The organism is Amycolatopsis sp. NPDC043889 (assembly GCF_056435645.1).
In genome coordinates, this window is record NZ_JBWKEC010000010.1 from 44,608 (window position 1) to 70,980 (window position 26,373).

Sequence of the window (26,373 nt, forward strand, 5' to 3'; positions counted from 1 at the left end):
GCAGATAGTCGGGGCTGACCAGCTAGAACGGACTGGCCCGGACGTTCCGCTCCGGGGACGGAGGTAGGTGACCGGCTCGGCCCGCAGCCGGCGAGCGCGCCGGGCCAAGCCGGTCACCATCACCGACAAGGAGGGCGAGGCCATGACGATTCGCTCGTGCTTGCGCACCTCGCCGGGGAGTGCCAACAGTGCCGATCGTGGAGTACGTAATCGGAGTCGGGAGCTTCGCAGCAGGGCCGGCGTTGCTTGCCGCTGCGGAGCGCTCGACGAGCACGGTTCTGGTGACCAGGCCCCGTACACGGTTCGCGGTCGCGGCCACGATGTCGGTCGCTACGGCGGCGGGCAGCTGGATCGGCTGGCTTCGTCTGGGCACGACGCCGAACTGGCTGGTCTGGTGCTGGGTCTGCGCGCTGGGATGCGGCCTGGCGCTCACGGATCTCCGGTGCCGACGACTCCCGTTTCCGATGGTGACGGCGCTGGCAGGCGGCTGTGCCGTGGCGTTCCTCGGCATCGCGCTCATGGACGGAGCTTGGTCGAGATTCGGTTTCGCCTGCGCGTCCGCCGTGGTCGCGTTCGCTCTTGCGTCTCTAGTCCAGGTCTTCGCGCCGGACCACACCGGCGGAGGCGATACGGCGCTGTACGGTGCGCTCGCGCTGTTCCTCGGTTGGTTCGGTTGGGACGGCCTACTGCGGGGCCTGCTGATCGCCAGCGGGCTTACCGCAGCGGTTGCTCTCGTGGTCGCGGTGTCGTCCAAGAGCGTGAATTCCAACTTCGCTGCTGGACCGTCACTGCTCGGCGGAGCGCTGGTGAGTGTCCTCATGGCATAGACAGTCTTGTGACCGTGCTGGCGAGGTCTGGCACGGCGTCGGAAGCACTAGGGGAGGAATCTGTGAGCAACCTCGGCCCGCGTTGTTGGCTAACCCTCGTCTCGAGCGGCATGGTCGTCCTGGTCTCCGCAGGGTGTGGCGGCGACGGCGAGCCGACATCGTCGACCGCGCCCACGTTGTCGGCTCCAACACAGGCGCCCTCGACGCTGACGTCATCCGGTCAGGATCAGCGGCAGGCTGTCGAAGCGGCCTATACCCAATTTTGGCCGCGGTCGCTGGCCGTGCCGAATTCTCCGGAGGACACGTGGCGGGATGCAATGGCTGCGCTCGCGGTAGACCCGCAACTATCTACGACCCTAGAAGCCATGCGCCGAAACAAGCTGGTTGGGGTTAAGCCGTATGGGGATGTCACCACGCGAATCAACAGCGTTGATGTTCGCGGCGATCGGGCTACGGTGCAGGACTGCCAGGACGGATCTCGCTCGGGGCAAGCCGACGCGACTACCGGTGACCGCAAGACCGTCGGTTCCCCTCGTATCCCCATCCACGCCCAGATGGTTCGCGATATGGCGGACGGGCGTTGGAAAGTGTCACAGCTTGACTACCCAGGCGGGCCGTGCTGATGAGAATTCGGAACGCAGTTGCCTATGCGGCAGGGGTTGTCGCTGTTGTCGGTGGCACGGTTGGACATGCGGCAGCGTCGGCAGAGGCTGCCCTTAGTCAGCCCAGTCCGCAGGACGACGGCCAAGTCATTGTCGTCCCTAACAACACGGATCAGTTCGGTCAGTACGCTCCGCCACGTGTTGACATGCGGGCGTTAGACCTAGGAGGTCAGGCACCTGTGCGGCCAGGCGGACCGGGGAGGAAGCCGAGCAGTCAGGGTCGGCAGGCGGCTGGTTTGAGCGGATCACCGGAGTCGTCGGACGGGCTTCCTGCGGGCTGTTCGCTCGGTGGTTTCGGTGTGGGTGGTGCACCTGGCGTTGGTCGGCCGGGTGGCAGTGCGTTCGGCATCCGCTGCGTCCCCTCGCTGCCGGTCGACGAACTCGCGGCGTCAGGTGGACCGGCGGCTCCGCCCTTGCCGACTCCGGCGGATCTTGCTGCGCGCGCATTCGAGCAGCTGCAGTTACCGTTGCCCGTTCCTCGGCATTCGCCGGATGTGCGGTTGCCCGATGGCAGGACCGCCACGATCGTGGGGGAGAACACCTGGATCTGGACCGATCGCAGCGTGTGGAAACCGGCGGTCGAGCGGGTACAGGCCGGTCCGGTGTGGGCCGAGGTGACCGCGACGCCAACGGGGATGACCTTCAACTCGGGGTACGGCGGGTCGATGTCCTGCTCGGGGCCGGGAACACCGTATGACCGGTCCCGCGGGCTGCACGCCGCCAGCCCTGATTGCGGTTTCGTGTACACCCGCAGCTCGGTCGGGCAGCCGAATGATCAGACCACCGCGGAGTGGGCGATTCAGTGGTCGGTGAGCTGGATCGGCTCGGACGGGACTGGTTCGGTGGGCGGTGACTTCCCGCTGATGCAGTCCCGGGCGAGGGCGACGTTCGCTGTCGCCGAGGTTCAGGCCTTGCGCGCGAACTAGAAACGTGCTCTGGGAAACCGTACTTAATTGTGTTCTGAGTTAGCGGAACGCAATTCTTGGTATTGAAGGAATGCTGCTATGGGTACCGCTTTGTCTTTTTCGCTTCCGCCGAAAGCGCACGGCCGTGATTCGGCGTTCGTCGGCCAGCCCGAGGACGACGAGCCGCCGCGGGTGCCACGGCGACGGCGCTGGTGGCTGTTGGGGGTCGCGGTGGTGCTGGCCGCGGTCGTCGCGTTCGGCAACTACGCCTTGATCGCGGGGCAGGACGACCGGGTCGATGTCCTCGTGCTCACCCGTGAGGTGGGTTGGGGGCAGACGATCGTAGAGGGCGATCTCGATGTGGCCAAGGCCGTCCCGGACCAGCCGCTGGCCTTCATCCCGGTCGGTGACAAAGCCAGCGTCGTCGGGCAGGTCGCGCGGTCGATTCTGCCCGCCGGGACGGTGCTGGTGCCTGGGCAGCTGTCCGGGCAGCCGATTCCGGGACCTGGGGAGCGGCTGGTGGGGCTTTCCGTTTCGCCTGGCCACCTGCCCGCCCGTGGTTTGTCGGCTGGGGATCTGGTGCAGGTCACCCCGATCGCGGCCAGTAGCGGGCCGGACGTTGGGCAGGCTCCGGCGAACACGTCCGGTCCGTTTCGTGCGCGGGTGCTCGGCGTCGGCCCGCCGGATTCCGCCGGAGCGGTCACGGTCGATGTCGTCGTCGGTGCTGATGCCGCGCACGCCGCGACCAGCGCCTCCGCTGAGCAGGTCGTCGTGGTCCAGCTCGGGCCGGGCGCGTGAAAAAGATCGGCTTCCGAAGGAGTGGTGAGTGAGATGGCGATGATCGCGATCGTGTCGGGCAAGGGGGCGCCGGGCGGGACGACGACGCTGGCCGCGTTGGCTGCGGCCTGGCCCGTGCCGGTGCTGTTGGCCGACTGCGACCCGGCGGGGGGTGACCTGGCGCTGGGCTGGTTGGGGCATTGGGTGGTGAACGGGTTTCTCCGTACTGACGTCGGTGTGTTGTCGCATTTCATCGCGACCCGGCACGCGACGGCCGGGGATCCGGCGTCGCTGATTGAGCACGTCCAGGCGGTGCCGTCGGCGCGGCATGTCGGCCTGCTGGCCGGGCTGAGTACACCGGGCCAGCACACCGCGATCGGCACGGCCGGATGGACCCGTCTGACCGTCGCTCTGGCCGCGTTCAGGACCGCGGCCGGGCATCCGGCCGACGCGCTGGTCGACCTTGGCCGCTTCAGCTCGGCGACACCGTGGCCGGTGCTGCTCGCTTCGGATCTCGTGTTGGTGGCGGTGCGCCCGACGCAGAGGCATGTTTTGGCCGCGCGCCCCGTCCTGGCCGAGCTCGCCGAGAGGATTCTGCCTCAACGGCTGGGCCTGGCCGTCTGCGCGACAACGCCCGCAGGCACCCGCGAAGTCCGCGTGGCGCTGGGACGGGAAGCCGCGGTGGAAGTCCCGATGGCCCCGCGGACGGCGGCGGTGTTCTCCGACGGCATCGACGGAGGAACGCCTCCGCACCGGTCACCGCTGCAGCGCACCGCACGCCGCGTCGCACGCCATCTCCACAGCACGTACCACAGCTACGCGCCAAGCGAGCCGCGCATTCCGGCCGCGGCCGCACCGTCCCGCCTACTTTCCGGAGGAACACGATGACGTTGCCACGCAACGGGTTCCGCTTACCACATGATCCGGCAGTGTCGCCATATCCAGTGACGTTGCCGCCACCGCGCAGCACCTCGGCGGGACCCGCAACAGCGATACCGCGGACACCGCAGCTGGACAGTGTGCAGACAGGGCGGCTCGACCCCGAGGCTGTCAGGGAGATCCGGGAAGCGGTCGCTGCCCGGCTGGAGCGCATCGCCGCGGGCGAGTCCCATGTGGACACACCGCTGACGAGCGAGGAGCAGCAGGCGCGGATGCGTGCCTACGTGGCCGACGAGGTCGCCGGCTGGGTGCAACGCCGCGCAACCGCCGGACACGCGCCGCTGCCGGTGGCCGAGGAACGCCGGTTGAACCGAGCGGTCGTCGCGGCGCTATCCGGGCTGGGCGCACTGGAGGAACTGTTGGAGCGTGACGATGTCGAGAACATTCATGTGCACGGTTGTGACCGGGTCCTGTTGGAGCTGGCGGACGGCTCGGTCGAGCAGTGGCCGCACCCGGTGGCCGACACCGATGCCGATCTGGTGGAGATGCTGGCGGCGATGTTCGCCCGCCAGGGCCAGACCTCCCGGGAGTTCAACGCCGGCCGCCCGTTGGGAAACCTTCGGATCGGCGCCGGTGGCCCCTTGGGGGCGAGGGTGGCCGCGGTGATGGAGGTTTCCGACCGGCCGCGAGTGGCGATCCGCCGCCACCGCCTGGTCGATGTCGGCCTGGACGATCTCGTGGCCAACGGCACGCTCGATCCGCTGCTCGCGTCCTTCCTGCGCTCGGCCGTGCGGGCGGGCTGCAACGTGATCGTGTCCGGTGGCCCGGCCGCGGGCAAGACGACGTTGCTGCGCGCGTTGTGCACGGAGATCCCGGACTACGAGCACGTCGTCACGGTCGAGGAGGAGTACGAGCTCGGTCTGCACATCGGCGCCCGGCCTTTGGTCACCCCCTTGGAGGCCCGCCCGGCGAACTCGGAGGGCATCGGGGAGATCTCCTTGGACGACCTGCTGAAGCAGACGCTGCGGCACTCGCCGAGCAGGGTGATCGTCGGGGAGGTCCGGGCAGGGGAAGTCACCGCGATGCTGCGCGCTCTCGGGAACGGCGCCACAGGCGGTATGTGCACCCTGCACGCCACGAGCGCCTCCGCGGTGTTCGACCGGATCGGCGCGCTCGGACAGCTCGCTCATCCGCCGTTGGCGATCGACGCCGCTCACCAGTGGACCGCCTCGGCGATCGACCTCGTTGTGCACGTCGCCCGCGCCGACCACGACACACCCAGCGGGCGGCGCAGGCAGCGGTTCGTCACCGAGATCATCGAGGTCGGCCCAGTCGGCGATTCCGGCCGCCCGGACACCACCAGAATCTTCGCCCCACGCCCAGCCGACGGCCGCGCCGTCCCGGCCTACGCACCCACTCGTGAGCTGCTGGAACGCTTGGCAAGGCACGGGTTCGACCGCCACCTGTTCGACACCGCCGGTGCAGACACCTGGCGTGCCAACGGTCTGCCAGGCGGGGGCGGGCGATGACGGGCGTATGGGCCGGCGTGCTCGGCGTCGCCGCGGTGGCGGCGATCGCCTGCGCCGTCGCGGCTTTCCGCCCACCCGCTGCGCGGTCGACGCCACCGGCCACGGCGCGCAGCGCGGGCTGGAGGACGTTCGCGGCGCGGATACCGAGGCGGCGGGTCGTCGTCGCGGTCGTCGCGGGTGGTGTTGTGTGGTGGGGCACCGGCTGGCCGGTCGCCATCCTTCTGACCGTCGCTGCGGTGCTGACGGTGCCGATCCTGATCCGCGGACACGACGCCCGCCGCGTGATCGCGAGGCTGGACGCCCTCGCGAGCTGGGTCCGGCGTCTCGCCGATGTGCTTGCCTCCGGCGCCGGCGGACTGGAGCAAGCGATCGCCACCTCCGCCCGCACCGCCCCCGAAGCCCTGGCCAGCGAGATCGAAACCCTCGCGGTACGGCTGCGGACCCGTGGCCTTGAGGCCGCGCTCCGTGCCTTCGCCGAGGACGTGGGCGACGAAGCCGCCGACGAAGTCGTGCTCGCCCTTATCCTGCGCGCCCGCGCGGGCGGACGCGGACTGGTCGACATTCTCGACAGCAAGGCCACCGCCCTGGAACGCGAGGTCGTCGCCCGCCGCGACATCGAAGCCGACCGCGCTAAACCCCGTACCGATGTCCGCGCCATCCTCGGAATCACCGCGCTCCTGCTCACCGGCCTCGTGGTCTTCGCGCACGAGTTCCTCACCCCGTTCAACGACCTGCTCGGCCAGCTGGTGATGGCCGGGATTGGTGGTCTGCTGGGTGCTTCCGGGTGGTGGATGCACCTGCTCACCCGAACTCGCCGTCCGGCGCGGTTGCTCGGTGCGACTTCGAGGATTCCGCCCGGGACACCGAAGCCGAGACGCAGCCCGATCGCTGCCGCTCGCCTCGATGCGGAGGTGCCACGATGAATCCCGGGATCACCGCTGCGCTGCTGGGCGCACTGGGCGGGCTGGCTCTGGTCTGCGTGCTCCTGGCCCTGGTGCGCCCGGCTCCGGTCAACGTGGCCGCCGCGGTCGCCGAGCTGGACGACCGTGCCGCTCGCCGTGCTGACGGAGCAACGCCACGCAGCCGCTGGTCGACCCGGATCGAACGCCTGGCCGGGGTCTCCGGACGTTCGTCGAACCGCTGGTGGGGCATTCCCGCCGCAGACCTCGACGTCCTCGATCAGACCGCCGACCGCTACCTGGCCCGCCGCCTGACCTGGGGTGCTGCAGCTGCCGGAACTGTGTTCGCGGTGGCCGGGCTTGGCTGGTTCGGCGGCATCGACCTTTCCGCCGCGGTGGTGGTGCTGGCCGTGATTGCCGGCGCGGCGGCCGGATCGGCGGTGCCGGCCCTGGCCGTGCAGGAGGACGCCACCCGGGCGCGGGAGGAATTCCGTCGCGCCACCGCCGCCTATCTCGACCTCGTCGCGCAGGAACGCGCCACCGGCCGCGCCCCCAGCCAGGCACTGGGCGAGGCCGCCGCCGTTGGGGACTCGTGGGTATTCGCCCGGATCAGCCGCACCCTCGGCCGCGCGACACGAGCCGGACACACCCCGTGGGAAGCCCTGTCCCGGCTTGGGAAACGTATGGGAGTCGTCGAACTCAGCGACCTGGCCGACATCCTCGCCACCGCAGCCGACGGCGCCGCCATCTACACCACCCTGATCGCCAAATCGAGCTCCCTGCGCGCCGCCGCGCTGGCCACCGACAAAACCGACGCCAACGCCCGATCCCAACGCCTCGCACTCCCCGTCGCACTGCTCCTGGTCGCGTTCCTGCTCCTGGTCATGTACCCCGCCATGATCCGGCTGGCCGCAGGCGGTGGCTAGCCGGTACGCCACCGACATCGCGAACTTTCCCGCTCAGGGAACAAAACTGTTTCTTGTTAAGGAGAAACTGATGCGCCACCACGATTCGCCTGCGACGGTGCCACCGGTGCTCGACTGCGTCCTCCCTGACGGCTACGACACCGTGCTGCTCAATCCTTCGATTACCCCGCGGCAGTGGCGGCGCAGGCAAGCTCTCGGGCTCGTCCGCCCCATGACCATCCTCAAAGGACTCTTCGCCGCTGGTCTGGCCGTGCAGATATTCAGCGCAGGCCACGGATTCGGTGAGAAACTCGGCATCGGCCTGGTGACCTTGATCCTGGTGCTGGGTGTATTGCGCGTCCTTAGCCGCCCAGCTGGAGAGAACCCGTTCGAGCGCGAAGGAGCGCCACGGCCTCGGCTCCGGAAAGGGGAGTTCTTTCAGTGCCACGATTTCGACGACCTGGATACCGGCTCTCGTGAACTGGTAGCAGAATTGCTAACGGGGCTAAAGGAGCTGTACCGCAGCCCGGCACGCGCCTGGCTCGACCCCGCTCTGCCGAGTGAGGTCCACACAGTGGTGTGGCGTGCCTTGTACTGCCTTGACCGCAGCCGCGAGACCCGTGCTCTTGCTCGGGAAGTCGACTCCGAGTTCGACATGGGCGACGACCTGGTCGCCGCCACGCGACGAGCGGTCGACGACGTCGACGCCGGCCTGCGAGGGGTAGCTCGGCATGTGCGTGGTTGCGTCGTGCTCTGCCGCGCGTGGGAACAGAAAATGCGGCGACACGACCTCGCTGCCCGGGCTGGCCACACGCTAGCCTCCGTTCCAGGACAGGACCACCTCGCCAGGTTATCGCGAGCTTCCGAAGTGTTGCCGCTAAGCGTGTTCGCTCACGTAACCGCAGCACGGGATATCACCCGTGCTGGGTCGTTCCCGTGGGAGCAGCCGCAGTCCCGATGGACCGACCTCGCTCTCTTTCCATCACACGAATCCTCAACCTCACCGACTGCCAGGAGAGGGCCATGAGCACCTGCCAGACAGAGAAGCTTTGCAAGACACCCGCATCGTCGGGAGGGAGTTCGATATCTATGCACAACATCGTGAACCGCTATGTGACCACTGTCCGGCGACGTGGCGCCCGGCTCGGACTGATCCTGACCAAGTGGGTGCTCGCTCTCGTGATCGCTACAGAAGAGCAGTGCACGCGAGCCCGCGCGTCGCGAGACCGCGGATCGGAGTCCGTGGAGAAAGCGGTCCTCGTTGCGATTGGCCTTGCTGTGGCGATCGGGCTTGGCTTCGCGATCCGCGCCGCCGTCCAGACCTATCAGGGCCAGATCAAGTGAACCTTCCGCAACCGGAAGCCCTGAAGAACAAAGGAGTCCACCATGCCTACCGCCGAGGAGATCGAACGACGTGTCGAAGCAGCCGACGCTGCCCGGAGCGAGAGGAGGTCTGCCGCGGCGCGACGCGTCGGCGACTTGGCAGAGCGTCACGCCGAGCTCGCCGAGGAACTCGGCGATCTCGAACGAGAGCTGGGTGAAGTGCTGTCAGAGTCCGGTGACGTCATTGAGATCGAAGAGCTGGCAGTGTTTACCGACATACCCGCCTCCGACCTTGTCCGCTGGCTGGACAACACCAAGCCCAGCCGTACCAAGCGGAAGAAACACGCCGGAACGAGCCACACGAAGACCGTCCAAACCCGGAAACCGGATGCGCCCAACTCGCCAGCGAAACCAAAACCCGCCACAGCACGAGATGTTTCGCTCGCGCGCGACGCCATCATGCCCACACCGGCGGTGGCGTCGTGATCACGCCAGCACTTCCACGGCGAGCAGGCGAGCGGCCAGTGTGGACACACTGTCGCGAATTCTGGCGAACGCGGATGTACGACGACAGGGGAGCTGAGTCTGTCGGCCTGGCCGTCCTGTTCCCGTTGGTGCTGCTGCTGATTCTCGCGGCCGTGCAAGGCGGGTTATGGTGGCACGCGCACTCCGTGGCCGCTCAGGCAGCCCAGGCTGGTGTGGACGCCGGACGTCCAGTCGGCGCTACCCAGTCCACCGCGGCCGCGGCCGCACGGTCGTTCGCCGAACGCGCCGGCCGCGGCGTCCTCGCCACACCCGGGATCCGCGCCACGGTGTCCGCTGACATCGTCCAGGTCGCGGTCTCCGGTAAGACCGTCCGGCTGCTGCCGATCCCCGGCCTCGATATCGAGGTCGAAGTGACCGCCCAGGCGGCCAAGGAGCGCTTCACCACGCCGCTTGCCGGGGGTGGCTCGTGACCAGCCAGGTACGCGCGCATCGCATCGGTCGACTGTGGACAGACAGGGGTTCCGTCAGCGTCGAAGCCGCGGTGCTGGTGCCCGCCGTCATCATCGTCGGACTGCTGATCATCGCCGGCGCTCGTGTCAGCTCCGCCCAGCAAGCAGTCGACAACGCCGCTACGGCGGCTGCACGCGCCGCGTCGATCGCCCGCAGCCCTCACGCGGCACAGCAAGCTGGAACGGCTGTGGCTCGCGACCGTCTCGGCCGTGAAGGCGTTACCTGCCAGGAAACCAGCGTGTCGGTCGACGCGAGCCAGATCGCCGTCGGCCGCGCCGGCATGGTGCGGGCCAGCGTGACATGCCGCGTCGCGCTCCACGATCTCGCGCTGCCTCTTCCTGGCGGGACCCGCACGATCACCAGTTCCTTCACCAGCCCCACTGATCCGTACCGAGGATCCCCATGACCGCTCCGGCACGGCCACGTGATGCCGGGTCGGTCACCGTGATGATCGCGATCCTGGTGCCCGCGCTCCTGTTCGTGCTCGCCCTGGTCGTCGATGGCTCCGCCTGCCTGCGGACCATCGCCCGCGCTGACGCCCTGGCCGCCGAAGCCGCCCGCGCGGCGAACACCGCCGTGGACACCCGCAGCCCGCACGTCGGCGTCGACACCGGCACAGCCGCCCGCACCGCGGCCGACTATCTTGTCCGCGCCGGGCACCCCGGCCAGGTCACCGTCAGCGGAACCCGCACGGTCCGCGTGACGGTCACCGTCACCGAGCCCGCGCCCATCGGACTGCTCGGCCGTAGCGTCCAGGCCACCGGAACCGCGCTGGCCGAACTCGGCGTCGGCACCCGCGACGGCGGCTTCCCATGACCTCCCCGACGGCACAGCGCGTTCGCGGCGTGCTCGCCGCGCTGGCGCTGCTCGCCTTCGTCGCCGGCATCCCGAATGGACTTTTCGTCCTCGGTGCTGATCCCGCCCGCCTGATTCCAGACCGCTGGCCTGACCCGGTACCGATCGACCGCTGGCCCGAACAGATCTGGGCCACGCTGCGCTGGGCATGGATCACCGGTGACCTCATGATCTGGCTGGTCGTCGCCGTGGCATGGGCAGGCTGGCTGGCACTCACCCTGTCCGTGATCGTCGAAGTGATCCGCCAGACCGGACACGGCGTCCGTACCGCCCGCGGTCTGCTGCGCCGAGTACCGCGTGGCCGATGGATCGCCGGACTTGTGGCCGCCGTTCTCGTGGCCACCTCCACCGGTACCGCAGGGGCATCGACAGCCTCGGCAACACCCGCTGCGGCCACCGCGCCGCCATGGCCACACGAACACTCTGTTGCGGCAGCACGGGGCTCCGCGACCGATCAGCCTGCGGGGACCGTCGGCGCCGCGACCACGCCGGTTCTCGCGGCGGCGCGAACAGACGACGCTGTGCCCTACACGGTGGTACACGGCGACACCTTGTGGGACTTGGCCGAACGTCACCTCGGCCGTGGCACCCGCTACCACGAGATCGTGCGGCTCAACCCCGCCCTGCTCGCCGACAGCCCCGGAGACCTGGAACCGGGGTGGACGCTGTTATTCCCGCCGGACGCCATCGCCTTGCACCGTCCTGCGGGCATCATCACAGCGAGCGGGCGCACCGTCACCGTCGAGCCCACCGACACGCTCTCCGCGATTGCGGAACGCGAACTCGGCGACCCAGATGCCTGGCCCGCGATCTTTGACCTCAACGCCGGCCGCACCCAACCCGACGGCCGCGCGCTGCGCCACCCCGACCAGATCCTGCCCGGCTGGCACCTCGTCCTGCCCGCCCAAGTGGCGCCGCCACCAGAGCAGCCCGCGACGCCACCGAACAGCCCGACGCCCGCGCCCGCCCCAGAGAGCCCGGCTACCTCCGCCGAGGAGCCCGCCTCGCCGGACGCACCTCGAGGAGAACCGCCGGACCTGCCCGAGGCACAGCCCGGAACCGGTATCGCCCTGCCGACCGGTGCGTTCGTCGGCCTCGGACTGGCTGCCCTGATCACCCTCGCGATGATCACCGTCCGACTTCGGCGCCGCCGCTGGTACCACCCTGGCGTACGCGACGAGGCTGACCCTGCCGGCCTTCCAGTCGTCCGCGCACTGCGCATCGCTCACGACACCGCCACGAGCACGCCCGCTGGCGACGACAACCCGACCGCTGCACCCGCAGCACCCGGCCACGCACGACTGGCCGACATCCACATCCGCGACCGAGCCCGAGCCACGGTCCGTGCTGTGCTCCCGGCACCCCAGAACACCGCGCTCGGCGTACGCGACGGGCACGCCATCGCACTCGACCTCGCCAGCACGCGGGGACTAGGACTCACCGGTCCCGGTGCCCATGCCGCCGCACGAGCCTTGATCATGACCCTGCTCGCGCAGGCCACCAGCGACGGCCTCGACGCCATGATCGTGATGCCCGCCGACGATGCCCGCGCACTCTTCGGACACGACCTGGCCGATCCCGTCCCGGACCGGCTGCTCATCGTCGATGATCTGCCCGCAGCGCTGGCGACGTTGGAGGCCGAGCTGGTCGCCCGCACCGACACTAGCGACCTCACGCGCGACGACCCACCAGCGAACACAGCGTTTCAGGGCGGAGACACTGGACCTGCCGTGGTGGTGGCCACGCCCACCGCGGACACGAACCGGCGCGCGCACGCCGTCCTCGACAACGGCGCGCACCTTGGTCTGGCTGGCGTGTTCCTCGGCCCCTGGCGCCCCGGCGGCACTGTGCGCGTTCGCGACGACGGCACCGTCGAAGCGACCAGCCCCACCCTGAGCGAAGACTTGGCCGGCGCCCGACTTTTCACATTGCTGGACGCCGATGCTCGTGACCTGCTCGCACTCTTGCATGCGGCCGAGCCCGGCAGCGACGGCCCGATCCGAGACTGCACCGTCGCCTGCAGCGCCGTGGAACCGGGCACACAGCGGCAAAGCCGGGCTGAGAGCACGAGGGCGAGTGCCGAGCCACTCGTCTTCGAGTACGAGTTCGCTACGGCACCCGACGCCGCAGCCGTGACCCCACCGACGGAGACCGCCAGCGACAACCGCGGCGAGAACCCGACAACCGGACCGTCCGGACCAGCTGAATCAGAAACGCCCGAGCCATCCCCGCCGGAGGTCAGCAACCACCCGCGCCCCTCGGCCGCCCGGCGCGACGACAACCCAACGACCGCGCCGCGCCCGGCCACAGATCCAGCCCCGGCCCCGCCGCTGCACCTGCAGGTGCTCGGCCGACTGCACCTGACCAGAGCGACCCCCGAACCCCGTGACCTCATCGACGTTCTCGCTCCGCGGCAACGCGAGATCCTGGTCTACCTGGCGCTACACCGTGACGGGTGCCGACGCGAAACCCTCAGCGCCGCCCTCTGGCCGGACGCTCCCGGCGAACGTCCCTACAACAGCTTCCACGCGACCCTGTCCCAGCTACGCCGCAGCCTTCGCCGGGCAAACAACGACGACACCCTCGACCTCATCGTCAACCAGGACAGCCACTACCGACTCGATCAGACGATCCTGACCGCCGACCTCTGGCCGCTCCAGGACGCCATTACCGCCAGCCGCCATGCCTCGGCAACAGAGGCCGTCGCGGCGGCGAACCGCGTCACCGAGCTATACCGCGGAGACCTCGCCGAAGGCATCACCGCGGACTGGATCGACGGACTCCGCGAAGCACTCCGGCGCGACGTCCTCGACGCGCTCAGCACCCTGATCCGCAAGATCAGAACCGACAACCCCGAACAGGCACTCGCCCTGCTGGAACAAGCCCGCCACCTTGACCCCTACAACGAGGCGATCTACCGCGACCTCATGCGCCACCAAGCGCGACTCGGCCAGCACGACAGCATCCCGCGCACCCTGCACCTGCTCACCACATCGCTGGCCGACCTCGACCAAGGCCCCGCCCACAGCACTCTCAGCCTCGCGGACGCCCTACAACAGCCGAGAAATCACATATCCAACCGGCAAGCCAGCTAAACGAACCCAGCGCCTCACGCAGGAAATCGCCGCGATTTTCATTGCGAGCCACCAGTTGCCGGAGGCTGTCCAACACGAGCCAGCCTCGTTATACTGAGCTGATTCCTCGCGGATACTTCGAACGCCGTGACATGAACTTGTTAATATGATTCCGGGAAGCGGCGGTGGCAGCCGCGGAGGCGATCCGAAGCACGGCCCGAGGCCAGTACTCTGCCGGATGTACAACCGGCACAGAGCCGGAGACGAGCCCGTAGACCTCTCGCCCGTCCACCTTCCTCTCCACCTTCCTCTCCACCTTCCTCTCCACCTTCCCCTCAGCCTTCCTTTCCGGACTCCCGCTAGAGAGGAAGGGGCGCGCCAAAGCCTTGTTGCAGGCCAACGCTGGGCAACCCCCTCCTCCGTGTCCCCCAACTTCGGTGCCGGCAGGCACGTGAACAGTCGGCTTGGGTGGTGTGTTGGCTATCTGATGCTCGCACTGCGTTCCGTTCGCAAGTCCCCGTTCTGTGGTAGTCAGCTTCTTCATCATCTTCCTTTCCCGCGGCTTTCCTTTCATTCTTCTTTTTGATCTCAAGTGGTCACATATCGCTCTCTGTCTTTTCTTGCACGCAAGATAAAATCTAACGATACAGAAACACGGCTCATAAATGTTGACAACCATATAAACGACGTGGCCGCAAGTGGTGCGATTCGAGAACCGCGAGATATCCAAAGGGAAATTCGTACAGATTCCAAGCTGTGCCGCTGTGCGGGTCGCGGGCGGTGGCTGCCGCTGTGCGGGTCTTCTCTTCCTCTGCGTCTTCCCAGCTCAAGGGCCCGACCGGCCCTGTGCAGCGAGGTCGATGCCGAAGGTAACGGCGAGATAACGGAACCCGACTGAAGGTTGAAAGTGTCTAGGTACTATGTCAACCTAGACATGTAACCAAGACAGACCGGAGCGGATTAGACAGAGAAGGGGCGTGAGGACCGGGACACGGCGTCCCGCGAGCGATCTCTTTCCTTTCTTTTCCTTAAGGGTTTGGTCGTTACGAACCATAAGACCCGCACAGCGCGGGCAGCGGCTTGGGTCGCGCGGACAGCAGCGAAACCGTGCAGGGCGGTAGCGGGGAACGACGCGTAGCCAAACGCGCATTTCTAGTCTGAGATGCGTAGTAACTGCGCTTGCAGCCCCGTTATGTGAATCCCTTGCTATAGGGCGGAGTAGTGCGCATAAAAGGCATGCCTGCCAGAGGTGTGTCCCCAAGATAACTACATGGTGCTCAACGATCCCCTCTGGGAGAGGTTCAGGGGAATGTGCTGTCGACTGAGAATATCGCCATTGGTCGGTATCAGCTCACACCTGGCCTGAACCGCCGTGCAGACGTTAGCCACTTCGACGAGAACCATGAAAGGAAATTCTCATGTCATACAAGGGTGAACACGTATACTCGCCGGAACAATACGCCAAAACTGTAGAACTGTGGCTCGAACTGTTGGAATGCGACCGGGTCGGTCTCTCCGAGGATCGGAGTGGATACGCGTATCCGATTCAGGTGCGAGACCTGAAGGCCGACGTCATCCATGCGTTGGTGTTGTCGGACGGGGTCGAAACCGATGATGACTATGCAATCACCGTGACCCTAGTTGACTACTCAGACTATGGCGGTACCGAACGTGACGCGGCTAACGTCCGCTACTTGGCAGGCGCCCCAGGTGTTCAGACGTCCACAAACGGTCAACACGGCTACGGCTCCGCGTGGGTGCAACTCGGGGAACTCCCCACTGACGGAGACGACGTCGACACGGGGATTGAATGGCTGACCAGCCTCGTCCAAAGTGCCCAGGCAATCGACGCAGGTGAAGTCGACGAAAGCACACTGGAAGAATACGAACAAGAGTTACAAGAGGAAGCATGGGACGCGTGGCTTGAGTCGGATACTCGATCGGAGCTGGCGGACTGGTTTGGGTGCGATGATCTTGACGACTTCGGTTACACCCACGAAGAAATCCGCAACCTCTACTACTCGTTCGAGGGAAGCGAGTGGACGTGCGATTCAGCAACGTCCGCGACGAACGACGCGCACGAGAACGCCATAGAGCACATAGCGGAAACGATCCTTGTCGCCTGGCGCAAGCCGTACGTAGACCCCGCTCAAACTGTGCTTCCTATCGCTGTCTGAGGGTCATTCGACCGAATTTCGCCCCGTGGATATCAAGCGGCCGTCTGGCGATCGCTGCGGCGATTGGCAAATAGCCCTTGTGTCTTTTCGGTGCCGCGCGCGTTGGCGCGCGGTCGCCGTGACCGCACAACGGTTCCCGTATCACCTCCGATAACGAAAGTGAGTCCCGTCATGTCCAAAGAAACCAGCGAATGGCTCAACAACAACGTGCTGATCGGGTTCACCGACAAGCGCGGGCACGCCTGGCACTACCGGGCCTCGGCACAGGGCCGAGAGCCGAACCACTACACCGGCGCCATCCCGGTAGCCGACGTTCAGCGCCGCCTGTTCCACTGGACCGCCGAACCGGAACCGGTGCTCGTCGCGGGCAAGTTCGGCCTTCGCCGCGTGCCCAACAAACAGGCCATTACCGCATCGGATACCGGTGATGTCCTCGGGATCTTCGCCGACGGGTACACCGTGCACCAGTACCAGGAATGGCTACTCGACAAGGTCGGCACGATCCTGGATGACGGTCTGTCAATCGGTTCCGCCGGCCTGCTGCGTGACCGCCGACAGGCATGGGTGAGCGTGGAAGTGCCCGAGAACATCACCACCCCGGAAGGCGTGGAGTTCCGGCCGAACCTGGTCGCCTGCACCAGCCACGACGGCAGCCTTGCCACCACCTACAAGCGCACCGTGACCAACGTGGTGTGCGACAACACGATGTCGGCCGGTCTGCGCGAGTACGGCCAACAGTTCAAGGTCAAGCACTCCAAGAACGGCAAGTTCCGCATCGTGGAGGCCCGCGACGCGCTCGCGATGGTCCACACCGTGGCCGAGGAATTCGCCGCCGAGGTCAAGGCCCTGTGCGAAACGACCGTGACCGATCAGGCATGGCGCGCCTTCCTGGACGCACACACCCCGATGCCCGAGGAGAAGGGCCGCGCCCGCACCACCGCGACTAACGAACGGGCCGCGCTCAACCGGTTGTGGAACAGCGACAACCGGGTCAGCCCGTGGCGCGGTACCGCGTGGGGAGTGGTACAGGCCATCAACACCTACACCCACCACGAAGCGATCGTGCGCAACGCCTCACGCGCCGAACGCAACATGTCCCGCGCAGTGGACGGAAAAGCCGACGCGCTCGACCAGGAAACCGTGACGACGCTCGGCAAGGTGCTGGCTTCGGTCTGAAAAGGACCGTCGCCGCTTCGGTGCCCGCGCGGCCATGCGCCGCGCGTGTGCCGTGGCCGCGAGATGGCCGCTACCGGCGCCCGAACCAAAACCAGCGCACACAAAACCCCGACACAGGAAGGAAAACACCCCATGGACATGCAGGCATTCGCGGCAGCGATGGCAGAAGCGCTCGACGGAACGTGGACAATCGAATCGGGCTACCACGGCCAGCGAGACCGCTACCTCATCGGCCCAGACGGCGAACAAGTTCACGTGAGCTACTCCGACTCGGAGAAGACACCACGGCTCAGGCTGTCCGCCAGCCTCCCGGCCAAACTAGCGACTATCCGGCACCGCCACGGAAACCCGGTGCCATCACACGAAATCACGGTGTCCCCGGCCAAGACACCAGAAACCGTCGCCGCCGAAACTGCCCGGCGGCTGCTGCCCGGCTACCGGGCCACCCTCGCGGAAACCCGCGAGCTGAAACAACGACTCGATGACCAGGCCGCCGCACGCGACCAGCTCGCGCACGCCATCGCCGACCCGCTCGGCGCGACCGTCCACACGCCCGGCCCCAGCCCGCTCGGCCACGACCCGCAGGAAGCCATCGTGCGCTACCAGGGTCCGCTGGCCGGCACCGCCACGGTGCCCCGCAACGGCGGACACGTGGCCTTCGCCTTCTCCGTCGCTCCAGGCGAGGCCGCCCGTGTCGCTGCGTTCCTGGCGACATTCCCGCGAACGGCGGGTTGAGACCAGGACCACCGACCCGCCCGGATCTAGGCGGACCGAACAAGACGGCTCACACCACGTGCGAAATGAAGCGAAGGAGGCGCATCGCCATGTCCTTGGGCACTCTGACAATCCACCACGACTACGAATCCGGCACCACCGTCGAAGGCACCACTCGTAACAGTCCTGCGCACTTAGCGCTGAAGGCGCATCCGTCCTGGACCTGGTCGCGCTACGCCGGAGCGTGGCTGCTTCGGTCCTCGCGGCACCGACAGTCCAAGCCGTACGCCCTCGCCGAGATCGAGCGCGTACTCGCTGAGGCGGGCTACACCATCGAGCGCGCCATCGACGACACGACGCCCAGCGTCGAGCAACAGGAAACCGATCTCGCCGACCGGATGGACGACCGGGCCGACCGGCTCACCGAACGCTCGGGGAAGCATCAGGCCAAGGCCGACGCCACGCGGGCGAAAGCCGACCACGTTTTCCACAACATCCCGATGGGCCAGCCCCTGCTGGTCGACCACTACAGCTACAAGGCCGACCGCAACCGTCGCGAGCGCGCGTGGAACAACCTCGGCAAATCCATCAAACAGGGTGAGTACGCCGACGAGCTGGCGCGCCGCGCCGACACCGCGTCGCACCACATGGGTGCCCGCCACAACCCGGTTACCGTGGCCAACCGGATCGAGAAGCACGAAGCCGACCGTCGGCGTCTTCAGCGCGAACTCGACGGCGAACCGGCCTGGGTGACCGAGACCGACGAGCACGGCCAACGGCGGCACCGCTGGGGAATCCAGCACCCCGGCGAGGAGCGCGCGGTCTATCTGCGGCGCGAAATCACCACCCTCACCGAGCAAATCGACTACTGGAAGGGCGTCTACACCCAGCTCCAGGTTGAGGGCGAGGCGTCCACGCTGGGCCCGGAAACCGTGAGCAAGGGCGATTGGCTGCTCTACAACAGCATGTGGATGCGGGTACGGCGGGTCAACAAGAAGTCGGTCACCGTGCCGAACCCGCTCTTTTCACCGCCACGGCCGGGAGAGAAAGAGGCCACCTGGACCGTCGCCTGGCACAAGCTGCGCGGCCACCGCACCACTGAGCAGATGCCGCCGGAGATCGTCGAGGCGTACGAGGCACCTGGCATCAACCGGATCAGCTGATGCACGTACTTCGGAAGCCGACCCATCGAGGAAAGTTGGGCCACCGCGCACGACAGGTGCGCATCAATCATTTCAGAAGCCGGTGCTGTCTTCACGCTAGAAATAGGCGCAGCGCTCACGCGCAGTCCAGATCGCAGGCGCTATGTACCAAACTTCGTATGGGCCAGATGGAAACTATGTGAATTGTATTTCATCTCGTTTTTTGCTGACATGATCTCGCGCCGAGCGATATGAGAGTTCAAGCGTCCTTCCGTGAAGTCTCCTGGAATGAAGTCATTCGGAGTGGAGCATAATACCACGTAGGTGACTTTATAGCTGAACCAAGATAGAAATTTTTTCTTCTGAATGCCGGCGTTCATTTCATGCTTGCTCCACTGCTCTCGGTAATACTTGCTGAGGACCTTCTTCTGGTTGTCGATGTCCCGCGACAAGATGTCGGCAGCAACGAGAATTTGTGAACATGCGTCACGCATCTTAGCTGCAAAATCCTTCTTTGCATGGATTACATACAACTTCTTATTCGCCTCGTCGATATACAATAGGTCGAAGAGCTCCACCTTTCCTCGATCCGTCCATGCGAATATCTCGTCGCCAAAGTAGAAGTTAGGTTGCCTGGCTTGCGCTTCATTGTAAGCGCCCTCGCTGCCGCCTTTCCATGGTAGAAAGGGTATGACACCTCGTAGGATAACTGGCTCCTTGACTTCGAATACTTCATTGATGAAGTCGCGCTTCAAATTCTCCAGGAAGTCACCGAGACCGTAATACCACACCTTCGAAATTCGGAAGTAGACCTTCTTGTCATATTCAACCTGGCCGTGCAGGAAGTCAATCAGATGGCGGCGAATCTTTCTTGACGTATCATCGGGGCTGATTTGGTATATCAACCTCAGCTTCATGAAGCCGGCGAAAAAGTCTGCTTCACTTCCTAGTGAGGAATCCAACGTGGTGCGGATGGCCGGAATGATGTCGTCGAGGTCGGGAACACTGTCACTCACTCTTCTGTAGCTTAGCTTGAAGTTTGACCCGGCATTAAATGAGATGATATCGCCCGGGTCGAGTAGATCAATATCTGGCAGAGAGTCGGACAGGATCCTTTGGCGAATATTCTCCACAAAGGTTCGCGCAAGTGCGTCAGCCAATTCAGGATTGTTTCTCACTGGATACAGGTTGTCCAGAAATGACAATTCTTGCAAATCTTCCGGGCTTGGCTCGTCGAGGTTTTCTACCGCGGCTATCAATTTTCCGACTTGGTCGAGGTCTAGCTTCTGTCGCAGCACGAATGAAGATTTGATTTCGACAGCAGGCGGCTTGTCTGGGTCTATTAGTCCGCGCAATGGACTATCTTCTGGAAGGCGCTCGGCGTCGAGGCGGCCTACCAACTTTTTCCAGACGGTGTCAACGGCTTCGCTTCGAGAAATTGAGTATGTGCGGCGATACGTTTCGGCGCGACTCGTTCGTGAGCCGATCATGTCACGCACTTCCGCTGCGCGGAAGTTGTTGGATATCAACTTCTTGGCTGTGTCGAAAGGGAAAGTGTAATCGACGAAATCTGTGATGACATGGTATCCGCCGCCAGATGTTATCGCGAACAACGACGTCTTATTGTAGAGAAAAAGACACGCATCCACTCCGCGGATATGAAACTTCTTTGCGTCGTCAGCCTCCAGCAGGTAGCCCTCTACAAATGAGAGCAGCCCCGTGCTGAAGCTCCTTCGCACATAGAGTTCTAGGGTTAGACCAGTGATCCGTTGTCTGAGCGGAATAGGCGTCAGTGGACGCCTATCTGCTCCCTCGGTGAGCGCTTGTTCAGCGTACGATTCGAGCACCTCATTAATACGGTCCTTCGGGGCTTCGTTTTCCGGAATCGTGAGCTTCCATATGGCGTTATTGGACCGCTTGGCGTTCATCGTCACCGGCCTTCCATTGCACACCGCGCTAGACATCCAGCAGGTGATCACCGAGTCGCTAGCCGCAGCGGTCCTGTTACACGGTGTTATCGGACTGCAACGCAGATCCGGTTCGCCCCGGCCTGATCCCGCAGCAGCGTTGACTGAGTGTGCGAAAGCGAAGGCCGCCGAGTTGGCCGCAGTCGGCAGGAATGGTCGGCTTCGCTGTCTGTGGCTAACGCGACCGGCAACCGCCTGAGATGGTCGCCCAAGCGCTCCATGTGGATGTCATCGCCGCTCGGCATGCCGAACGTAGCCCCTCCCTGGCTGTAGTGCGTACGGCTTCGAGTCTGGGCTGCCGTGCCTATGCGGGCTCAGGCCCGATCACCTCGGCGAAGTCCGCTGGGGGCCAACGAGCTGCTGCCGCATCGGGATGGGCCCCACTAGCACCCGCGCAGACGAGGTCACCGTCACTCACGGACTCCGATGGCTCGCCGAAAACCCTTTGACCAGGTCAGCAGGGGTGTGTCGTGACCAGGAAACGCTGGTTACGACATACCCCTGCTGATCGCGGGCTGTCTCGGTAGGGTGTCTAGGGCGACACGGCGGGCATCCAGCGACTATCAGTCAAGCTTCAGAGTCCGGCCAACCATGGCCACATGAGAAAGGGCCGCAGATGGACAAGGACGAGCACATCGCGCAGCTGCGCGCCCGCCGACACCGCGTGGAAGCGATCGAGACCACGCTGGAGAACATCCGGGACGTGGAAAGCTCTCTGCAGGAAATGAAAGAGATCCTGACTAAGCAGCTGAAAGTCGAACGCACCGAACGGCTCGCCGACATTCGGGAAGCAGACAAGGCCGGTGTGCCGAAGACCAGAATCTCCAAGGAGGTCGGCCTTAGCCGCGCGAACCTCTACAACCATCTCAAAAGCACCCAGGCTGACGAGTAGCCGGACTCACCCGTCTGGACGATTGTCTAAGACCAGGGTCATGCGTCGAGAACGCGACGAAGGCTCCTCCCAGGTGACGGGGCTGTGCGCACCTATCTGCAGAGCTGGCCTCCTCGCTGCCGGTAGAACTCCACAGGATCGACGGCCTGCCCGTTGGCCTCGATCTGAAGGTGCAAGTGCGCTCCGGTGGAAGCTCCCCGGTGTCCGACCGCAGCGATTGGCTGGCCGGCCTGAACGGATTGCCCTTCGCGGACCAGATTGTGGTCGTTATGACCGTAGATCGTCACGATCCCGTCCCTGTGCTGGATGCGTACCCACAGCCCGTAGCCGGACGCCGGGCCTGAGCTGATTACCGTGCCCGAGTTAGCTGCCAGGATCGGCGTACCGATGGGTGCGCCGATGTCGAGTCCTTTGTGGAATTCGCTGCCGCGGTACCCGAATTTGGAGGTGCAGGTGCCGCTCGTGGGGGTCGTCCAGCCGCCGGTCGTCGCACTGGTCGTGCAGGTGGCACCTTGGACGGCCCCGACGATCTGGCGTGCTGCTGGCTCGAATTTCGCGTAGCGGTCGGGAAAGCCCGATCGCTGCACGGTCTGGGCGGCGACGGTGACCGGCATGTTCTGCCAGTTCGGCAGCGCCAGTAGATGCCGGTAGAACTGCTCGCTGCTGTAGGTGGGGTCCATGATCTGCGCGACCGTTCCCCAGCCTTGCGAGGGTCGCTGCTGGAACAGGCCGACACTGTCGCGATCGCCGTAGTTCAGGTTCTTCAGCCGCGACTCGGTGAGCGCCGTGGCGACCGCGATGACCCAGCCCTGCTCGGGCACGTTCATCCGTTTGCCGACAGCGACGATCGTCGCCGCGTTGCCCATCTCCTGCGGTCCGTATCCCGCTGCGGAGGTCGCGCTCGCCCCGGCGGGTGCACAGTTCACGCCCTCGGCGGAACTGCTGGAACTGCCGAACACGGCTTGAACCACAGCGATGGCGCCGCCGCCAATGAAGAGAATGATCACGACGACGAACCCAGCACCTGCGGCGGCCACCTTGCCCATGACGCATCACTTCCACGGATGCGCGGGGTTGGGCGGGGGCATCGGGGAGGGCGGGGCCACCTTCGGACGTGCGGTGGCAGGCGTGGCGGCTGTCGGGCGCTGTCCACCGCCGGGTGCCGAGGCGCGCAGGTCCGGCCAGAGGGTGGGCAGGTCGGCCAGCTCCACGCGACCGGCGGTGCCGGACTCGTCGAGCCGTCGCCAGCGCGGCGCGGCCATATCGAGCGGGTCCGCGGCGGCTTCGCCGCTGCTAGTCGCCACGGGGACGCGTGCGGGCCGGTCGAGACCGCGCAGCGCCTCGGCCATCGCCCTGCGTGCGTTGACCTCGCGCCTGGCGCTGGGCACCCACACCAGCACGGGTGTGGTGATGCCCGTGACCTCGGCCAGCCGCTCGTAGCGGGCGAGCTTGCCTGCCAGGCGGGACAGTTGCTCGGTCCCGAAGTCGAACTCGATGAACCACTCGACCTCCCGGCCGGCCTCGCGCCAGCGGCCGTAGCCGTCCGGGGTGACGATGTCGCCCCAGTGCCGCCCGCACCGGGCGGCCGACCACCACGCGGCGAGCACACCAGCGGCACCGGGGTGACGTGCTCGGCGGATCAGGGCGGTGAACAGTCCGTTGCAGCCGACGGTGTGCGCCAGCTGCAGCGAGAATGCGCGTCCGATCTCGCGCTCACGGCTGTAGCCCAGTTCCTTGGGATCGATGCCGTCCTCGCGGGCGAGGGCGACTGCCCCGGCGGTGTCGAGGACGTAGTACATCGGGTGCGAGCCGCGGTCGCGGTGCGGCTGGAACCGGTGCACCACGCCCCATTGGTAGAGGTTGCGCAGGCGCAGGTTCGCCCCACGGCGCCCGGTGAAGGCGATGTCGATGATCTGGGTGCTGGTGAGCACGTGGTGCTCGAACAGCATCCGGCACAGCCACCGGTCGCGGTCGGTGAGATGCCGGGCCAGCCACGCGTGATGCTCGGCGGAGTTGAGTACCCGCGCCGCGGGACGTTCCGGTCGGTGCGAACGCAATTGTCGCTGCGGAGTGGGATTGCTAACCATCGTGACGAGCACCTCCAAAGCCCGCAGGCCGCGAGAACGCCCTGCGGGAAAACGGAAAGCTGAGCGGGGTCAGGCCGCGCGGCGCGGATCGAACGCCACCGGCTGGACGTTCTCGGCTGGCTCGAATGTGTTTCGAGGCTCGGTGTTCACGAGCGCGAGCCGACGGATCTCCTTGGCGCGTCCGGGAATCGCGGGCGGAAGCTTCTTGGTGACCGCGGTGAACGGGGGAGCTTCCTCACTGTCGAGCACCAGCCGCGCGGCGATGTGGAACCGGCCGAGATTGGCGAGATCGTGTTCGGAGAGCCTGGGCGCGGTGTGTCGGGCCAAGTGGCGAGCGTCTTCGGGCGACGCCGAGAAAATGATCTTCGAGCGGGCGTTGGTGCTGATGCCTTCCTCCAGCTCGCGCGGCAGCTGCCGCAGATACTGATGCGCGAGCGTCATCGACATCCGGTAACCCCGAGCTTCGGCGAGCATGTCCTCCATCGGGTACGCCAGATTCAGGAAGTTGTGGCACTCGTCGATGTAGAGCGAGGCATCGTGGCGGTCGCGCTGCGGTATCCGGGCGCGGCGGGCGGCTGCCTGCCATGTACGGGCCACGACGATCGAGCCGATCAGCCGTGCGGTGTCCATCCCGAGCGCGTCCTTGCCCAGGCGCACCAGGCAGATTCCGCCGTCGAGCACTGCGTCCATGTCCACGGTGGACTCACCCCCTGCGAGGGATGCCCGCACGAACGGGCGCAGCAGCAGGCCGCGGAGTTTGTTCATCAGTGGTGCGACGACCTGTGCCCGGCTGGCGTCGGACAGATCGTCGTACCAGTGCCAGAAGCCGGTCAGGACATCGTCGGAGATCTGTTCGAGCGCACGCTGTCGGAAGGCGGGCACCGTCAACAGTTTCGGCAGGTCCGTCAGCGTGGGCGTGCCGGGCAGCTCGCGCAGGGTCAGCAGCCCCGAGCGCAGGATGTCCTCGGTGCGCGGCCCCCAGCTGGAGGCGTAGACGTGGGAGAAGATCGAGACCAGGTTGTCCACCGTGCGGGCGGTGTCGTCGCCTTCGAGCGGGTTGAGCACCGGCGGGCGGGATCGGCTGTCGGCATCGAAGAGCACGACCTTCCCCCCGAGCCGCGAGGGCAGCCGCATCAGGGTGTCGGCCACCAGATCGCCCTTGGGATCGATGACGACCAGCCCGCGGCCGGCGTCGGCGTCGTCGAGGATCATCCGCGCCATCAGCTCGGACTTGCCCGAACCGGTCGCACCCAGGATGTGCAGATGATGGCGAGCGTCGGCGACGCGCAGCCCCACCGGCCGGGAGTGGCCGGAGTCGGTGATCCCGATCGGTTTCACTCCGGCGCCCTCGGTGGCGATCCCCGGTGGCGGCGGCACCGCTTTGGCTCCGGCACGCTGCAGACCGGGCACGGCCTCGTCGGTCGGGACGTGCGCGAGCGCGGCCAGCTCGGCGATCGAGAGCAGATCACCGGAGGTGAGGCGTCGTTCAGCCACGGCCCGGATGGAGTTGGTGAGCCGGACGCGACGGTAGTAGTTGTGTTCGCTGTAGGACGCGAACGCGCTGGCGATGGCATGCCCGCGTCCGCGCAAGTGTTCACGCACCGGAACCCGCTGCGCACTGGTCGCGTGCTCGTCGACCAGAGTGGCCACGGCATACCGGATCCGGGTCTCGTACTGGGAGCTGCGCTGCTTGGCCACGATGACCCGGTCCTGTGCGGAGTTCTCCAGCGACGTCTGGTGATCGACGACCGGCTGTTTCGCGGTCGTGCTGGGCTTGAGCGATCCGGTGTGCGGGGTGATCAGGTCCAGGAGGCGTCCGGCCAGCCGGACCGAGCTGCCTGTGCGGACCCGGCGGGCGGCTCGGCGGGCTTTGCGGACACGAGCGCCGGTGACCGGGCGCGCGAGGATCTGCACCACGGCCCGTTCGTGGATGGCCATGCCAACCGGTGCGCCCAGCAAAGCGCGGACGGGATCAGCGGGGAAGTCCGACCGGATGGGCAGTGCCTCGCTGCGGGCCAGGCGCAGTTCGCCGCCCACGGCCTCGACCGCTTTGCCCGGCGGATTAAACAAGGGAATCGGCGGCTTGGCCGGGGTGGTCCGGGTGTGCGCGCCGGGCCAGGCGGCCTCGATGGCGCGCTCGGCCATCCCGGGCGGCACGACGCCCGGCAGCCACAGCCGCAGAGCGACCCCGGCATGGGAAAACACGTACTCCCACACAATGTGCGGCTGGCCGTGCATCCGCCGTTTCCAGCCGGACCGCAACAACCCGACCAGATTGGAGTACAAGGCCGCCGCGCCGTCCGGATCGACGGCGGGCGGAGCCAGCACCGTGACCACCCGGGCGTCGGCGGCCATCCGGTCATGGCACCGGCGCGCCCACCACCGTCGCCCGATCACGACGCCAGCCACCGCGAGCGCAACGGCCGGCCCGACGAGTGGCCCCCAGGGCAGTGCGAAGTCCCGCAGTGCCGCAACGGCAGCACGCACTGCGGCACCGGGATCGCGGAGGTAGTCCTGCAATGGTGACGCAAGCGTCCTCGTCGAAGCGACAACAGACTGAGTGGATGACATCAGAAAACCCCTCTCG

23 protein-coding genes are annotated in these 26,373 nt (G+C 66.2%); 19 read left to right on the plus strand and 4 right to left on the minus strand.

What is annotated here, in order from left to right; all coding sequences use genetic code 11:
• Positions 1 to 197 precede the first annotated feature (197 nt).
• The 18 genes from AC0685_RS20290 to AC0685_RS20375 all read left to right on the plus strand — a co-directional run bounded on the left by AC0685_RS20290 (position 198) and on the right by AC0685_RS20375 (position 18,861).
• Positions 198 to 827: an A24 family peptidase gene (locus tag AC0685_RS20290; protein ID WP_478226958.1), complete on the plus strand. Its 630-nt coding sequence runs from the start codon at positions 198 to 200 to the stop codon at positions 825 to 827.
• 1,156 nt (positions 828 to 1,983) lie between these two features.
• The gene (locus tag AC0685_RS20295) at positions 1,984 to 2,415 is read left to right on the plus strand and encodes a hypothetical protein (RefSeq protein ID WP_478226959.1); all 432 of its coding nucleotides are present in this window, start codon (positions 1,984 to 1,986) and stop codon (positions 2,413 to 2,415) included.
• 78 nt (positions 2,416 to 2,493) lie between these two features.
• A complete protein-coding gene (locus AC0685_RS20300; protein ID WP_478226960.1) occupies positions 2,494 to 3,192 on the plus strand; it encodes an SAF domain-containing protein in 699 nt (232 codons plus the stop codon).
• Between the two features lie 33 nt (positions 3,193 to 3,225).
• Positions 3,226 to 4,059, plus strand: coding sequence for a CpaE/TadZ family protein (locus AC0685_RS20305; protein WP_478227116.1), 834 nt, complete (start codon positions 3,226 to 3,228; stop codon positions 4,057 to 4,059).
• A 131-nt stretch (positions 4,060 to 4,190) separates the two neighbouring features.
• On the plus strand, positions 4,191 to 5,579 hold the full coding sequence (locus tag AC0685_RS20310; RefSeq protein WP_478226961.1) for a CpaF family protein: 1,389 nt from the start codon (positions 4,191 to 4,193) through the stop codon (positions 5,577 to 5,579).
• The gene (locus AC0685_RS20315) at positions 5,576 to 6,502 is read left to right on the plus strand and encodes a type II secretion system F family protein (protein WP_478226962.1); all 927 of its coding nucleotides are present in this window, start codon (positions 5,576 to 5,578) and stop codon (positions 6,500 to 6,502) included. Before AC0685_RS20310 ends, AC0685_RS20315 begins: the two co-directional genes overlap by 4 nt.
• Entirely contained in the window at positions 6,499 to 7,404 is a 906-nt protein-coding gene (locus AC0685_RS20320; protein WP_478226963.1) for a type II secretion system F family protein, read from the plus strand. The genes AC0685_RS20315 and AC0685_RS20320 overlap by 4 nt, the downstream gene beginning before the upstream one ends.
• A gap of 70 nt (positions 7,405 to 7,474) precedes the next feature.
• Positions 7,475 to 8,410, plus strand: a complete 936-nt coding sequence (locus tag AC0685_RS20325) for a hypothetical protein (RefSeq protein ID WP_478226964.1) — start codon at positions 7,475 to 7,477, stop codon at positions 8,408 to 8,410.
• A 62-nt stretch (positions 8,411 to 8,472) separates the two neighbouring features.
• Positions 8,473 to 8,727: a hypothetical protein gene (locus AC0685_RS20330; RefSeq protein WP_478226965.1), complete on the plus strand. Its 255-nt coding sequence runs from the start codon at positions 8,473 to 8,475 to the stop codon at positions 8,725 to 8,727.
• 42 nt (positions 8,728 to 8,769) lie between these two features.
• Positions 8,770 to 9,192, plus strand: a complete 423-nt coding sequence (locus tag AC0685_RS20335) for a hypothetical protein (RefSeq protein WP_478226966.1) — start codon at positions 8,770 to 8,772, stop codon at positions 9,190 to 9,192.
• A gap of 74 nt (positions 9,193 to 9,266) precedes the next feature.
• A complete protein-coding gene (locus tag AC0685_RS20340; protein WP_478226967.1) occupies positions 9,267 to 9,662 on the plus strand; it encodes a TadE/TadG family type IV pilus assembly protein in 396 nt (131 codons plus the stop codon).
• Entirely contained in the window at positions 9,659 to 10,108 is a 450-nt protein-coding gene (locus AC0685_RS20345) for a TadE family protein (RefSeq protein ID WP_478226968.1), read from the plus strand. The genes AC0685_RS20340 and AC0685_RS20345 overlap by 4 nt, the downstream gene beginning before the upstream one ends.
• Complete coding sequence (locus tag AC0685_RS20350) at positions 10,105 to 10,518, plus strand: pilus assembly protein TadG-related protein (protein WP_478226969.1); 414 nt, start codon at positions 10,105 to 10,107, stop codon at positions 10,516 to 10,518. Before AC0685_RS20345 ends, AC0685_RS20350 begins: the two co-directional genes overlap by 4 nt.
• Positions 10,515 to 13,652, plus strand: a complete 3,138-nt coding sequence (locus tag AC0685_RS20355) for a BTAD domain-containing putative transcriptional regulator (RefSeq protein WP_478226970.1) — start codon at positions 10,515 to 10,517, stop codon at positions 13,650 to 13,652. The genes AC0685_RS20350 and AC0685_RS20355 overlap by 4 nt, the downstream gene beginning before the upstream one ends.
• A gap of 1,397 nt (positions 13,653 to 15,049) precedes the next feature.
• Positions 15,050 to 15,808 carry a hypothetical protein gene (locus AC0685_RS20360; protein WP_478226971.1) on the plus strand — a complete coding sequence of 253 codons (759 nt, stop codon included), beginning with the start codon at positions 15,050 to 15,052 and terminating at the stop codon, positions 15,806 to 15,808.
• Positions 15,809 to 15,979: 171 nt separating this feature from the next.
• Entirely contained in the window at positions 15,980 to 16,984 is a 1,005-nt protein-coding gene (locus AC0685_RS20365; RefSeq protein ID WP_478226972.1) for a DUF932 domain-containing protein, read from the plus strand.
• Between the two features lie 132 nt (positions 16,985 to 17,116).
• Positions 17,117 to 17,719, plus strand: a complete 603-nt coding sequence (locus tag AC0685_RS20370) for a hypothetical protein (protein ID WP_478226973.1) — start codon at positions 17,117 to 17,119, stop codon at positions 17,717 to 17,719.
• Between the two features lie 89 nt (positions 17,720 to 17,808).
• Complete coding sequence (locus tag AC0685_RS20375; protein WP_478226974.1) at positions 17,809 to 18,861, plus strand: DUF3560 domain-containing protein; 1,053 nt, start codon at positions 17,809 to 17,811, stop codon at positions 18,859 to 18,861.
• Between the two features lie 140 nt (positions 18,862 to 19,001).
• On the opposite strand, the gene AC0685_RS20380 is transcribed toward AC0685_RS20375, so the two are convergent.
• The gene (locus AC0685_RS20380; protein ID WP_478227117.1) at positions 19,002 to 20,768 is read right to left on the minus strand and encodes a DUF6119 family protein; all 1,767 of its coding nucleotides are present in this window, start codon (positions 20,766 to 20,768) and stop codon (positions 19,002 to 19,004) included.
• A 655-nt stretch (positions 20,769 to 21,423) separates the two neighbouring features.
• Between AC0685_RS20380 and AC0685_RS20385 the strand changes: the two genes are divergently transcribed.
• Entirely contained in the window at positions 21,424 to 21,699 is a 276-nt protein-coding gene (locus AC0685_RS20385) for a hypothetical protein (protein WP_478226975.1), read from the plus strand.
• Positions 21,700 to 21,791: 92 nt separating this feature from the next.
• Here AC0685_RS20385 and AC0685_RS20390 read toward each other — a convergent pair whose 3' ends face one another.
• The 3 genes from AC0685_RS20390 to AC0685_RS20400 form a co-directional block, all read right to left on the minus strand.
• Positions 21,792 to 22,745: a M23 family metallopeptidase gene (locus AC0685_RS20390; protein WP_478226976.1), complete on the minus strand. Its 954-nt coding sequence runs from the start codon at positions 22,743 to 22,745 to the stop codon at positions 21,792 to 21,794.
• A gap of 6 nt (positions 22,746 to 22,751) precedes the next feature.
• On the minus strand, positions 22,752 to 23,756 hold the full coding sequence (locus AC0685_RS20395; RefSeq protein ID WP_478226977.1) for a replication-relaxation family protein: 1,005 nt from the start codon (positions 23,754 to 23,756) through the stop codon (positions 22,752 to 22,754).
• Between the two features lie 99 nt (positions 23,757 to 23,855).
• On the minus strand, positions 23,856 to 26,357 hold the full coding sequence (locus AC0685_RS20400) for a type IV secretory system conjugative DNA transfer family protein (RefSeq protein ID WP_478226978.1): 2,502 nt from the start codon (positions 26,355 to 26,357) through the stop codon (positions 23,856 to 23,858).
• Positions 26,358 to 26,373: the final 16 nt, after the last annotated feature.

What these genes read in the sequence shown, in the direction of transcription:
- AC0685_RS20300 (WP_478226960.1), top strand. Translation starts at nt 2,494, where the DNA reads ATGGGTACCGCTTTGTCTTTTTCGCTTCCGCCGAAAGCGCACGGCCGT.
- AC0685_RS20315 (WP_478226962.1), top strand. Translation starts at nt 5,576, where the DNA reads ATGACGGGCGTATGGGCCGGCGTGCTCGGCGTCGCCGCGGTGGCGGCG.
- AC0685_RS20375 (WP_478226974.1), top strand. Translation starts at nt 17,809, where the DNA reads ATGTCCTTGGGCACTCTGACAATCCACCACGACTACGAATCCGGCACC.
- AC0685_RS20370 (WP_478226973.1), top strand. Translation starts at nt 17,117, where the DNA reads ATGGACATGCAGGCATTCGCGGCAGCGATGGCAGAAGCGCTCGACGGA.
- AC0685_RS20380 (WP_478227117.1), bottom strand. Translation starts at nt 20,768, where the DNA reads ATGAACGCCAAGCGGTCCAATAACGCCATATGGAAGCTCACGATTCCG.
- AC0685_RS20365 (WP_478226972.1), top strand. Translation starts at nt 15,980, where the DNA reads ATGTCCAAAGAAACCAGCGAATGGCTCAACAACAACGTGCTGATCGGG.
- AC0685_RS20305 (WP_478227116.1), top strand. Translation starts at nt 3,226, where the DNA reads ATGGCGATGATCGCGATCGTGTCGGGCAAGGGGGCGCCGGGCGGGACG.
- AC0685_RS20390 (WP_478226976.1), bottom strand. Translation starts at nt 22,745, where the DNA reads ATGGGCAAGGTGGCCGCCGCAGGTGCTGGGTTCGTCGTCGTGATCATT.
- AC0685_RS20355 (WP_478226970.1), top strand. Translation starts at nt 10,515, where the DNA reads ATGACCTCCCCGACGGCACAGCGCGTTCGCGGCGTGCTCGCCGCGCTG.
- AC0685_RS20350 (WP_478226969.1), top strand. Translation starts at nt 10,105, where the DNA reads ATGACCGCTCCGGCACGGCCACGTGATGCCGGGTCGGTCACCGTGATG.
- AC0685_RS20335 (WP_478226966.1), top strand. Translation starts at nt 8,770, where the DNA reads ATGCCTACCGCCGAGGAGATCGAACGACGTGTCGAAGCAGCCGACGCT.
- AC0685_RS20320 (WP_478226963.1), top strand. Translation starts at nt 6,499, where the DNA reads ATGAATCCCGGGATCACCGCTGCGCTGCTGGGCGCACTGGGCGGGCTG.
- AC0685_RS20325 (WP_478226964.1), top strand. Translation starts at nt 7,475, where the DNA reads ATGCGCCACCACGATTCGCCTGCGACGGTGCCACCGGTGCTCGACTGC.
- AC0685_RS20400 (WP_478226978.1), bottom strand. Translation starts at nt 26,357, where the DNA reads ATGTCATCCACTCAGTCTGTTGTCGCTTCGACGAGGACGCTTGCGTCA.
- AC0685_RS20385 (WP_478226975.1), top strand. Translation starts at nt 21,424, where the DNA reads ATGGACAAGGACGAGCACATCGCGCAGCTGCGCGCCCGCCGACACCGC.
- AC0685_RS20340 (WP_478226967.1), top strand. Translation starts at nt 9,267, where the DNA reads ATGTACGACGACAGGGGAGCTGAGTCTGTCGGCCTGGCCGTCCTGTTC.
- AC0685_RS20360 (WP_478226971.1), top strand. Translation starts at nt 15,050, where the DNA reads ATGTCATACAAGGGTGAACACGTATACTCGCCGGAACAATACGCCAAA.
- AC0685_RS20330 (WP_478226965.1), top strand. Translation starts at nt 8,473, where the DNA reads ATGCACAACATCGTGAACCGCTATGTGACCACTGTCCGGCGACGTGGC.